This window comes from Pacificibacter maritimus, from assembly GCF_003814915.1.
Taxonomy (GTDB): Bacteria; Pseudomonadota; Alphaproteobacteria; order Rhodobacterales; family Rhodobacteraceae; genus Celeribacter; species Celeribacter maritimus.
In genome coordinates this window covers 231,221-243,770 of sequence record NZ_RKQK01000001.1, presented here as the reverse complement: position 1 = coordinate 243,770, position 12,550 = coordinate 231,221, and the positions used below count along the sequence as shown (strand labels likewise).

Sequence of the window (12,550 nt, the reverse complement as noted above, 5' to 3'; positions counted from 1 at the left end):
CCCATGTCGATTGCAAAGCTCGGTGCTATTACTGCGGTAAGTGTGACTATTTTAGCAGGATGTCAGACGTCTGATCCTGCGTATCAAGAACAAAAATCCCAGCAACGCGCGGCGACTGCGGCTTCGGCAGCCCAAACGATTTCCCAAGAATTCGCGCCGTTGCTTCCCATCTGTTACACAACTTTGGCACAGGGCACGCCTGTTTCTGCGGAAAAAATGGCATCGCTTGGCTATAAAAAGGCGCTTGTTGGCTATAAAAAACCCCGTGGCACAACAACGATGGATCGGATCAACCTGTCCAACACAACCTTTAACGCCACAGGCAAAACCTGTACCATCGGCCTCGGAAACTTTTTCGGTGTGCAAGAAGCAGGTGCCTATGTTCGCAAGTCACTTGTGGCCAACGGTTATTCAGCGGGCACAAAATCGAAAAAAGGATTTGCCTTCACCAAAGGCGACAGCACGCTCTATTTGAATGGCTTTTCCTATCAAACCACCACATCGGTTTCACTGTCGCGCTAAATCCTGATCAGACAAATTGATATGGGTCTGTCTTCATTCTTGCTCGCAGGATCGCGCACAGCTATAGACAGCCCCATGACCAATGCTTCACATACCGCCCTTGATTTGCCTGACGAAATTGCCCGTCGGCGCACTTTTGCGATTATTTCGCACCCTGACGCTGGGAAAACCACGCTGACTGAGAAATTCCTTCTCTACGGCGGGGCGATCCAGATGGCGGGTCAGGTGCGTGCCAAAGGCGAAGCACGCCGCACGCGTTCAGACTTTATGCAGATGGAAAAAGACCGCGGCATCTCCGTGTCTGCTTCTGCTATGTCGTTTGATTTTCGCAAGTACCGCTTTAATCTCGTTGATACGCCTGGTCACTCGGATTTCTCGGAAGACACCTACCGCACTTTGACGGCCGTAGATGCCGCGATCATGGTGATTGACGGGGCAAAAGGCGTTGAAAGCCAAACGCAGAAACTTTTCGAAGTCTGCCGTATGCGCGATCTGCCGATCTTGACATTCTGTAATAAGATGGATCGCGAAAGCCGTGATACATTTGAAATTATTGATGAAATTCAAGAAAACCTAGCGATTGACGTGACGCCAGCCTCATGGCCCATCGGTGTGGGGCGCGATTTTGTTGGTTGCTATGATATTTTGAATGATCGTCTGGAAATCATGGACCGCGCCGATCGCAATAAGGTTGCGGAAAGCGTGCAAATCGACGGTTTGGATGATCCGAAGTTGGCGGAACATGTGCCCGCAGCGCAGCTTGAGCAGCTCAAAGAAGAGCTGGAAATGGCACGCGAGCTGTTGCCAGCCTTCGACCGCGAGGCGTTTTTAGAAGGCTCCATGACCCCCATCTGGTTCGGTTCTGCAATCAATTCCTTTGGTGTCAAAGAGCTTATGGATGGTATGGGCGATTACGGCCCCCTGCCCCAAGTGCAAACAGCGCAGCCGCGTTCAATTGCTCCTGACGAGAAAAAAGTTATGGGCTTTGTGTTTAAAGTCCAAGCCAACATGGATCCGAAACACCGCGACCGCGTGGCTTTTGTGCGTCTGGCCTCTGGGCACTTTAAACGCGGGATGAAATTGACGCATGTGCGTTCGAAAAAACAGATGGCGATTTCAAACCCCGTGCTGTTTTTGGCCTCTGACCGTGAATTGGCGGAAGAAGCATGGGCGGGCGATATCATAGGTATCCCAAACCACGGGCAATTGCGCATCGGCGATACATTGACCGAAGGCGAAGACATTCGCGTGACAGGCATTCCGTCATTCGCGCCAGAATTGTTGCAATCGGTGCGCGCAGGCGATCCGATGAAATCCAAACATTTGGAAAAAGCGCTGATGCAATTCGCCGAAGAAGGTGCTGCTAAAGTGTTTAAACCCGCGATTGGATCGGGCTTTATCGTCGGCGTTGTCGGCGCTTTGCAATTCGAAGTTTTGGCCTCGCGCATTGAGATGGAATACGGCCTGCCAGTGAGCTTTGGTCAATCACAATTCACCTCAGCGCGCTGGGTTACAGGGCCAAAAGCCAAGGTCGATGCCTTTGTGTCGGTCAATCAACAGCACATATCTCACGACCATAACGGGGATGTGGTTTATATGACGCGGCTACAATGGGACATCGACCGCGTTGAGCGCGACTACCCTGATCTGACTTTGTCATCGACACGCGAATTGATGGTCTAAAACGTCCCGCATACCCCTAAATCCAATGGCCCCCACTCTTTTTGAGTAGGGGCCATTTTCGTAACCGAGAACGCCCACAGCCTTTCATTGACCTTTGGGTCATTTTGGGGTAGTGAAAGCCAGCTTTTAAGGGCCTCGAAGCGCGAGGTGGCAATCAAGCCGGAAACCCTATTCGACGAAACGGGCGCTGATATGTCCGTAAAACCACGGATATACATGATAAAATTTACCGATCTTAACCTTGATAAAAAGGTTCTCAAAGCGATTGATGATGCTGGCTATACGGAGCCGACGCCGATTCAGGCTGGGGCGATTCCCCCAGCTCTTGAGGGCAAAGACGTTTTGGGCATCGCTCAAACAGGCACAGGCAAAACCGCTTCTTTCACTTTGCCGATGATCACTCGCCTCGCAAGAGGCCGCGCACGCGCGCGGATGCCGCGTTCGCTGGTGCTGTGCCCCACACGCGAATTGGCCGCGCAGGTTGCTGAAAATTTCGACACTTACACCAAGTATCACAAGCTTACCAAAGCTTTGCTGATCGGTGGCGTGTCCTTCAAAGAACAAGACAAGCTGATCGACAAAGGTGTCGATGTTTTGATCGCCACACCGGGTCGTCTGCTGGACCATTTTGAACGTGGCAAATTGATTTTGACCGATGTGAAAATCATGGTGGTTGATGAAGCCGACCGTATGCTTGATATGGGTTTTATCCCCGATATCGAACGCATCTTTGGTCTGACACCTTTCACACGCCAAACGCTATTTTTCTCGGCCACTATGGCCCCTGAAATCGAACGTATCACCAACACGTTCCTATCAGCCCCCGCGCGTGTTGAAATCGCGCGTCAGTCTTCTGCTTCAGAGCAAATTGAACAGCATGTCGTGATGGTGAAAGCCGAACGCCGTGATCGTGCGGCGACTGAAAAACGCAAACTTTTGCGTGCCTTGATTGATGCTGAAAAAGAAACACTTGATAACGCGATCATCTTTTGCAACCGCAAAACTGATGTAGATATCGTTGCCAAGTCTTTGAAAAAATACGGGTATGATACTGCCCCCATTCATGGCGATCTGGATCAATCTCAACGTAACGCCACGCTCGAACGCTTCCGCAATGGCGAGATCAAAATCCTCGTGGCCTCTGATGTAGCTGCACGCGGTCTCGATGTACCGTCAGTTACCCATGTGTTTAACTTTGACGTGCCTGGCCATCCTGAGGATTACGTGCACCGTATTGGTCGCACAGGTCGTGCGGGACGTGATGGCAAAGCAATTATGCTTTGTGAACCACGTGACGAGAAAAACTTTGAAGACGTAGAACGATTGCTTGCGAAAGCGATCCCACGTTTGGACAATCCGTTTGGCAACCCAAGTGCAGCTGCACCTGAAGCAGCCAAAGCTGAGGCCACTGAGGCGAAATCGGCAGAGGCTCCAGAAGCCGATGACGCCGCACAGACTGAAAAACCCAAGCGTACACGGACACGCCGGCGCCGCTCCTCTGCGGAAAAATCTGCGACCGCCACAGAACAAGCGACCACAGAGGATAAGCCGACTGAAGTTGCAGAAGCAGACAATGCGCCCACTGAAATACAAGCGCAATCTGCCGAAGCTACATCTGATCGCCCCGCCCCGCGCAGCCGTGGTGGACGTGGTCGAGGACGTTCAAACGCGAATAGCGATGACAACGCGCAACAAGCCGTACAGCCAATTGAAAGCACCACGCAAGGCACGAAGGCGACTGATCAGCGCAACACACACACAGATCGCCCGAGCAATGATCGCGACACCAACCGCAACTCTGGCAATCGTGGTCGTGGACGTTACCCGCGTGATGAAAAGAACACTGTTGTGGGACTTGGCGATCACTTGCCAACCTTTATCGCACTCAGCTTTGAAGATCGCTTGGCAAGCTAAGCCAGCGACCATCAGCACACAACACTCAAAGCCTCGCACAGAAATGTGCGGGGCTTTTTACATTTTGCATCGCGTATCCTGACAGGCTCGCAAAACAAAAGGCCCGCTGAGAACAACGGGCCTTTGAAATTTTGATCGGCTTTCAGATCAGTTTGAAAGACGCGAAATAACGATCTGAACTTCGGGTTTTTTGCCAATCTCGATCTGCGCAGTGCGACGAATGATACGGCGCATTTCTTCTTCGAGCTTGTCATCATCCGACAAAGTGCGTTTTTTAGCACGCATCATGAATTGGTTTAGATCTTCTTCTAGGACATCCACCAAAGACGCGTTTGACTTGCCCGTTTCTGGCAGGCCTTTGATTTCACACCAGCAATCGCCCAAGGGCGCGTCATCTTCGATGATCACAGTGCACACGACCAAACCGTTCAAAGCCAAGCGAATGCGGTCGCGGACGACACCATCCATAGCGCCTATTTGAATGGAGCCATCCAAATAGGTACGGCCAGTTTCAACGAACTCAACAACTTTTGCGGCACCCGATGCCAAATCAACACCTGTTCCATTCGGCGCAATGATCGCTTTGTAACCATTTTCTTCGGCCAAGCGCGCATGAGCGCGCAAATGACGGTGTTCACCGTGCATCGGGATGACCAAATTGGGTTTCACGATGTTATGGACTTCGGAAATATCAGGGCGGTTGGCGTGCCCCGACACATGGTAAAGCCCATCTGAATCTGTGATCACATCAACGCCCATTTCGGAAAATGAGTTCACGATCCGGCTTACAGAAGTCTCATTGCCCGGAATAGTTTTAGACGAAAAGATCACTGTATCGCCTTCGGCCAGTTTCATGCCCAAGTATTTACCACGCGACAATTGCGCAGTCGCAGCGCGGCGTTCGCCTTGTGACCCTGTGGTCAAAAGCAACAGATTTTCGCGTGGTACATCGCCTGCATTATCGGGCGACAAAGTTGTCGGAAAATTCTTGATCACGCCAGTTTCGATCCCAGCGGTGACCATGCGGCGCATCGCGCGCCCCATCAACACCACCGAACGGCCTGCGGCGACACCTGCTTCGGCCAATGTTTTCACACGGGCCACGTTGGAAGCAAAGGTCGTCGCAGCGACCAAACCCGGAAGATCTTTCATCAATTGTGTCAACGGCTCCACAACCTCGGCCTCTGAACGGCCTGCGTGGGGTGTGAACACATTCGTGGAATCGCAAACAAGCGCCAAAACGCCATCCTTGGACACATCCGCCCATAGATCGTCATCAAAGGCCTCGCCCACAAGCGGTGTGCGGTCCACTTTAAAATCGCCAGTGTGCACGATGCGGCCCTCAGGCGTGTCGATCACAAGCGCGGAACTTTCAGGAATTGAGTGCGACACAGGCAAAAAGCCCACATTGAACGGGCCAGTTTTGGTCTGTTCAGGCCAAGCCCCCACAGTGATGATCTGATTTTGATCCAAACCATGTTCGTCAAATTTGAGACGACCCAAATGGGATGTAAATTTACGTGCATAAATAGGCGCGCCCAAACGCGGCCACAGGTGGCCAATCGCGCCAATGTGATCTTCATGCGCGTGCGTGATATAGATGGCATCGATCTGATCTTTGCGCTCTTCAAGCCATGCGATGTCAGCGAAAATCAAATCAACGCCAGGTGTGCCATCCATGTCAGGGAAGGTCACGCCAAGGTCGACAACGATCAAACGCTCTTTACCAGCAGGCCCGTAGCCATAAACGTAGCAGTTCATGCCGATTTCGCCAGCGCCGCCGAGCGGCAGGTACAATAGACGGTTCTTACTCATAAGTTGCCTTGGTCCTTATTATATTGATGGATGACCACAAGGCCATGAATGGTTAGGAATTCATCGAATTCGTCAAAGAGCTTGTGGCCCTGATTGAACAGCGGCGCAAGGCCACCAGTCGCAATCACCCGCATCGGGTGGGAATATTCGTCTTTAATTCGGTTACAGGTTTCACGGACCAAACCGACATAGCCCCAAAAAATACCAGATTGCATACAGGCCACGGTATTGGTGCCGATGACCTTGGAGGGCATGGTCACATCCACATGCGGCAAGGCTGCGGCTTTTAAATGCAGGCTTTCTAAAGATGTGTTCACACCTGGTGAAATCACCCCCCCCACATAGGCGCCATCATCTGCCACAACGTCAAACGTGGTTGCAGTGCCGAAATCAACCACAATCAGATTGCCGCCAAAACGATCATAAGCCGCTGCAGTATTGACCAAACGGTCGGGGCCAACGGTTGTCCCCTCGTCCACACGTGCATCAATGGGCAGCAAACACTCAGGCTTGCCAACCACCAAAGGCCTGCAATCAAAGTAACGATTGGCGAAAACCCGTAGGTTGAACACCACACGTGGCACGGTTGAGGAAATGATCACTTCTGTGATATTGGCTTCAATCTTTTGAAAGTTCATCAAAGTCGAGAGCCAGACATAATATTGATCGGCCGTGCGCTGAACCTCGGTCGATGTGCGCCATGTGGCGATAAATTCAGTGCCGTTCCATATGGAAAACACCGTATTTGTGTTGCCAGTGTCGATACATAGAAGCATTAGAAAAAGACCTCAGCGGCTGGAATTGAAAGCGCGCCTTGGGACTGGCGCAAGACAAGATTGCCTTGATCATCAATGGTTTCAAATGTTCCATGATGTTCCGCAGTCGTGGTGCGCGCCCTGATAGGTTCGCCCAATTTGGCAGCACGCGCCAGCCATGCGGTGCGGATCGGATCAAAGCCATAAGTCATCAGTTGCGTTTCCCAATGGGCATAAGCAGGGGCCAGAGCGTTCAGAAAGTCTTCGGGCGTTACAAGTATCCCCGCTTCTCCGACCAAAGACACAGGCGGAAACGGGCTAGGCTCAACATTTGCCGCGATCGGCGCAGCGGCCAGATTGGCCCCTATGCCAACAGACAGATGATTGGCGCTGCGTTCTAGCAAAATGCCCGCGAACTTCCCCCCATTCAGCAAAACATCATTGGGCCATTTCAGTGCCATCAGATCTGCGCGGCCTGTGACAGTCGCAACCGCATCAAACAAGGCAAGGGCAGCCACAAAAGAGCGCAGCGCAACCTGCTGGGGCGGTTCATCAGGAAAGCTCACCAGCGTGGCTGCAAAATTGCCTTTGGGCATCGTCCAAGGCCGTCCGCGACGCCCGTGACCAGCAGTTTGATCCAGCGCAAGAATCCATTGAGAAAACGGGGAAGAGGCCGCAACGCGCGCGGCCTCTTTCATCGTACTGTCCGTTTGCGGTAAGACAATTCGCCCTACCCCTTCGGGCCAGCTATGCAGGTTAGCGGACAAGAGCCTCTGCCGCAGTTAGAGCCAGTGTATCCACACCAAACAGGTTGATAATACCGACCAACATGATCAAACCAACCACAAGCACCGCGATATTTGCGACACCACCTTTGGTATCATCAAGCGGTTCGACATCGCTCCCAAAGAACATGTAGTAGACCACACGCAGGTAGTAGAATGCACCGATAACGGATGCGACCACGCCCGCCGTTGCAAGCCAAGTCATATTGGCCTCAACCGCGGCCTGAAGCACTGCCAATTTGCCGAAGAACCCGACCATTGGCGGAACACCAGCCATTGAGAACATCAAAAACAACACCGCCAATGATTTTGTCGGGCTTACTTTCCAGTAGCTGTTGAGCGCTTTGATTTCTGTCACGGGTTGACCGTCACGTTCCATTGTCATGATAAAGGCGAATGTGCCGATGTTCATCACAATGTAGATCGCCATGTAGATCAGCGCCGCTTGAACACCGCCAACTGTACCTGATGCGACACCGATCAAGGCAAAGCCCATGTGTGAGATCGAAGAATAGGCCATCAAGCGTTTGATGTCTTTTTGGCCGATACCTGCGATGGCACCAAGGAACATAGACGCGACAGCGATCAAAGCGACGACCTGTGACCAATCGCTGGAAATACCACCGAATGCGTCATGCAGAACGCGTGCAAACAAAGCCATAGCAGCGAGTTTTGGCGCTGTTGCAAAGAAAGCGGTCACGGGTGTTGGCGCGCCTTCGTAAACATCAGGTGTCCACATGTGGAAGGGAACGGCCGACACTTTAAACGCCATACCTGTGATCATGAAGACCAAGCCAAACAACACGCCCAAAGGTGCGCCATCTTTTACAACAGACAGAATGCCCGCAAAGTTGGTGGTTCCAGCGAAACCGTATGTCAAGGATGCGCCATACAGCAGCAAGCCCGAAGACAAGGACCCAAGCACGAAGTATTTAAGACCCGCTTCCGAAGACCGTGTTGAATCGCGGCGGAAAGACGCGAGAACATAAAGCGCCAAAGACATCAGTTCCAAGCCCATGTAGAGCGCCATCAAATCGCCAGCAGACACCATAACCATCATACCAATGGTCGAAAGCGCAACAATGATTGGCAATTCAAATTTCAGCATATCGTGCTTTTTCAAGTAGTCTTGCGACATCGCCAAAACAGCAGCGCCAGCCAGCAAAATACCGACTTTGGCAAAGCGGGCGAAAGCGTCATCGACAAACATGCCGTTGAATGCAGACTGCGCGCCTGTGCTGCGCGATCCGATGAGGATTGCGAGCACCACAAAGACAGCAGCGGTCAACCAAGAGATAAGCCCCGCTGTTTTGTCTTTGCCCGTGTAGACAGCAAAAAGTAGCGCCGCCAAGGCGTAGACAGCCAGAAGGAACTCTGGAAGGACGATCGAAAAATCAACAGAAGTCATGATCGCGGCTCCTTAGTGGGTTACGGCTGCGGCGACAGTTTCAGTCGGCAATGCAGCATTATAGTTGATAAGTAGGTCTGTCACTGATGGGCCAATGATGTCTGTGACCAAGCTCGGGTAAACGCCCAAAAGCAATGTCATAGCCACAAGCGGCGCAATGATCCATTTTTCGCGCGGGGTGAGGTCTTGGATCGTTTTCAAGCTTTCCTTGATCAGCTCCCCCAAGACCACGCGGCGGTAAAGCCACAAGGCGTAAGCTGCTGAGAAAATAACACCCGTTGTCGCGATCATCGCAACCCAAGTGTTGGCTTGGAACATGCCCATTAGCGTCAAGAATTCACCGACAAACCCAGATGTACCTGGCAAACCAACGTTGGCCATAGTGAAGAACATGAAAACCAAAGCGTAAGCTGGCATGCGGTTGACGAGACCACCGTAGGCATCGATTTCGCGTGTGTGCATACGGTCGTAGATCACACCGACGCTCAAGAAGAGTGCGCCAGAAATGAACCCGTGTGAGATCATTTGGAAGATCGCACCATCAACACCTTGTTGGTTCAGCGAAAAGATACCCGCCGTCACATAGCCCATGTGCGCAACTGATGAATAAGCGATGAGCTTTTTCATGTCAGATTGCACCAAGGCGACCAATGACGTGTAGACAATCGCGATGGCAGACAACCACAAAATGATATCCGCCATCATGTGTGACGCCACTGGGAACATCGGGATCGAGAAGCGCAAGAAACCGTAGCCACCCATTTTCAACAAGATCGCGGCCAGCACGACAGAACCTGCTGTTGGCGCTTGCACGTGTGCATCAGGCAACCAAGTGTGCACGGGCCACATTGGCATTTTCACCGCGAAGGACGCGAAGAAGGCCAAGAACGCCAGCAATTGAACGCCGCCAACAACATGAATGCCCAAGACGCTAAAGCTTTCAGTCGAAAACTCATGCGCCATCAAGGCAACAATATCTGTGGTGCCCGCATCCATGTACATCGCGATCATCGCAACCAACATCAAGACAGAGCCAAGGAATGTGTAGAGGAAGAATTTGAACGATGCATAGATGCGGTTCGCCCCGCCCCAAATGCCGATGATCAAGAACATCGGGATCAGGCCAGCTTCAAAGAAGACATAGAACAGCATCAAATCAAGCGCACAGAACACGCCGAGCATCAGCGTTTCGAGCAACAAGAACGCGATCATGTATTCTTTAACGCGGATTTTCACATCCCAAGCCGACCAGATCACCAGCGGCATAAGGAATGTTGTGAGCATGACAAACAGAACCGAAATTCCGTCGACGCCCATTTTATATTGCAAGCCCATGATCCACTCGGCCTGTTCGACCATTTGGAACCCTGTGTTGCTGGGGTCGAATTGTGCGATCACAAAAAGCGAGATCAAGAAAGTGATCACCGTTGCAAAGAGCGCAAGACGTTTTGCATTCAGCTGCGCAATTTCGTCATCCCCGCGCAAGAAAAGCGCAAGAACCAAAGCCGCTACAGCCGGAAGAAAGGTGATAAAGGAAAGGACGTAATCCATTAGTGAGCCCCTCCGCCGATCGACATCCAGGTGATCAAAACAACGATCCCCAGAACCATCGCGAATGCATAAGTAAAGATAAAGCCGGACTGCAAACGACCCGCAAGTCGCGTAAAGAACGGCACGATGCCAAGCGCCAAACCATTGATGGCGCCATCGATAGTTTTCACATCACCGCGCTGCCACAAGAAGCGGCCTAAGGCCAAGGATGGCTTGACGAAAATCGCGGTGTAGAGTTCGTCAAAGTACCATTTGTTCAACAAGAACTGGTACAATGGCTGCTGATCTTCCGACAGTTTGCGCGGCAGATCGGGCTTTTTGATGTAAAACACCCAAGCCGTGATAAAACCTAGCACCATCGCGATAAATGGCGACAAGATTACCCAAGCAGGTACATGGTGCGCATCATCCAAGATTGTGTTGTCTGCTGCGATATAGATCGCGCCCTGAGGTGCTTCGCCCACAACCAAATCAACGCCGTGGTCCTCTGCAGTGACTTCTTCTGAGGCATGCGTATCCACGCCATGATCGTCAGCAGCATCACCGCTGTGATCATCGCCATGTGCGCCATCTGCTTCTGCGTGATGTGTCGGGATGCCAAAGAACTCATTGTGTTTGTTGTGATCACCAAAGAAAGATCCGTACCAGATCATCCCAGCAAAGACCGCACCGAAGGCCAAAACGCCAAGAGGGATCAACATGACTTTCGGGCTTTCGTGCGCGTGATCATGTGTGTGCTTGTCGCCGCGAGGTTTGCCGTAAAAGGTCAAGAAAATCAGGCGCCATGAATAGAAGGATGTAAACAAAGCCGCCACAACCAGCATCCAGAATGCGTAGCTAATACCTGACGCATAAGCACTTTCGATGATCGCGTCTTTAGAGAAGAAGCCTGCGAAACCGAAATGCGTGAAAGGAATACCAACACCTGTAATGGCCAGCGTGCCAATCATCATGGCCCAGTATGTTGCTGGAATTTTCTTACGCAAACCACCGTAGTTGCGCATGTCTTGTTCGTGGTGCATCGCGTGAATGACAGAACCTGCGCCCAAGAACAACATCGCCTTAAAGAAGGCGTGCGTCAAAAGGTGGAACATCGCAGGACCGTAAGCGCCAACGCCAACAGCCACAAACATGTAGCCGAGCTGCGAACAGGTTGAATAAGCAATGACGCGCTTGATGTCGTTTTGCACCAAGCCAACAGTCGCCGCGAAGAAAGCAGTCGACGCGCCGATGTAGACGATGAATGTCTGAGCTTGCGGTGCGTATTCAAACAATGGCGACATACGTGCCACCAAGAATACACCCGCCGTCACCATGGTCGCCGCGTGGATCAAAGCAGACACAGGTGTCGGGCCTTCCATCGCGTCTGGCAACCAAGTGTGCAAGAACAGTTGCGCTGATTTACCCATCGCACCGACGAACAGTAAGAATGCCAGCAAGTTCGCCGCATTCCAGTCTGTCCACAAGAAATGTAGTTGCGTGTTCGCCAGTTCAGGCGCTTTCGCGAAAACCACATCCATGTCGATAGAACCCGTCAAGTAAAACAGGCCAAAAATACCAAGCGCAAAGCCGAAGTCACCCACACGGTTGACGATAAAGGCTTTCATAGAGGCCGCACCTGCGGATGGCTTTTTGAAGTAGAACCCGATTAGCAAGTATGAGGCAACGCCCACGCCTTCCCAACCAAAGAACATTTGCACCAAGTTGTCGGAGGTCACGAGCATGAGCATCGAGAAGGTAAAGAACGACAGGTAGGCAAAGAAACGAGCGCGGTAAGGTTCGTCATCAGAAAAGTTTTCGTCATGGGCCATGTATCCGAAGGAATACAGGTGAACCAAGGCCGATACAGTGTTGATAACGATAAACATAATCGCAGTCAGACGATCAAGGCGAATGCCCCAAGATGTCGACAACTCACCGCTTTCAATCCAACGGAACAATTCGATGTGCTGCGTGGTGCCGTCAAAGGTCAAAAACACGATCCATGACAAAAAGGCTGCAAGCATAAGCAAACCTGTTGTCAAATACTGCGCGTTTTTTTCGCCAATGATACGCCAGCCAAAGCCGCCGATCAGCGCGCCCAACAGTGGGGCAAAGAGGATAATCTTTTCCATGTG

General features: G+C 51.8%; 9 protein-coding genes. 3 read left to right on the top strand and 6 right to left on the bottom strand.

Going from position 1 to position 12,550, the window contains the following annotated elements:
* Positions 1–3: 3 nt before the first annotated feature.
* The 3 genes from EDD53_RS01075 to EDD53_RS01065 all read left to right on the top strand — a co-directional run bounded on the left by EDD53_RS01075 (position 4) and on the right by EDD53_RS01065 (position 4,119).
* Positions 4–522, top strand: coding sequence for a hypothetical protein (locus tag EDD53_RS01075; RefSeq protein ID WP_123791358.1), 519 nt, complete (start codon positions 4–6; stop codon positions 520–522).
* A gap of 75 nt (positions 523–597) precedes the next feature.
* On the top strand, positions 598–2,205 hold the full coding sequence (locus EDD53_RS01070; protein ID WP_123791357.1) for a peptide chain release factor 3: 1,608 nt from the start codon (positions 598–600) through the stop codon (positions 2,203–2,205).
* A 216-nt stretch (positions 2,206–2,421) separates the two neighbouring features.
* Complete coding sequence (locus EDD53_RS01065) at positions 2,422–4,119, top strand: DEAD/DEAH box helicase (RefSeq protein ID WP_123792345.1); 1,698 nt, start codon at positions 2,422–2,424, stop codon at positions 4,117–4,119.
* A 147-nt stretch (positions 4,120–4,266) separates the two neighbouring features.
* Here the strand turns inward: EDD53_RS01065 and EDD53_RS01060 are convergent, their stop codons facing one another.
* Genes EDD53_RS01060 through nuoL form a run of 6 tightly spaced genes read right to left on the bottom strand, consistent with a single transcriptional unit; the run spans position 4,267 to position 12,547 of the window.
* The gene (locus EDD53_RS01060; RefSeq protein ID WP_123791356.1) at positions 4,267–5,934 is read right to left on the bottom strand and encodes a ribonuclease J; all 1,668 of its coding nucleotides are present in this window, start codon (positions 5,932–5,934) and stop codon (positions 4,267–4,269) included.
* Positions 5,931–6,710 (bottom strand): type III pantothenate kinase, encoded by a 780-nt coding sequence (locus EDD53_RS01055; protein WP_123791355.1) that lies wholly within the window; start codon positions 6,708–6,710, stop codon positions 5,931–5,933. The genes EDD53_RS01060 and EDD53_RS01055 overlap by 4 nt, the downstream gene beginning before the upstream one ends.
* Positions 6,710–7,444, bottom strand: coding sequence for a biotin--[acetyl-CoA-carboxylase] ligase (locus EDD53_RS01050; protein ID WP_123792344.1), 735 nt, complete (start codon positions 7,442–7,444; stop codon positions 6,710–6,712). Before EDD53_RS01050 ends, EDD53_RS01055 begins: the two co-directional genes overlap by 1 nt.
* A 1-nt stretch (position 7,445) precedes the next feature.
* On the bottom strand, positions 7,446–8,882 hold the full coding sequence (gene nuoN / locus EDD53_RS01045; protein WP_123791354.1) for an NADH-quinone oxidoreductase subunit NuoN: 1,437 nt from the start codon (positions 8,880–8,882) through the stop codon (positions 7,446–7,448).
* Between the two features lie 12 nt (positions 8,883–8,894).
* Entirely contained in the window at positions 8,895–10,433 is a 1,539-nt protein-coding gene (locus EDD53_RS01040; RefSeq protein WP_123791353.1) for an NADH-quinone oxidoreductase subunit M, read from the bottom strand.
* Entirely contained in the window at positions 10,433–12,547 is a 2,115-nt protein-coding gene (gene nuoL, locus EDD53_RS01035; RefSeq protein ID WP_123791352.1) for an NADH-quinone oxidoreductase subunit L, read from the bottom strand. The genes EDD53_RS01040 and nuoL overlap by 1 nt, the downstream gene beginning before the upstream one ends.
* Positions 12,548–12,550: the final 3 nt, after the last annotated feature.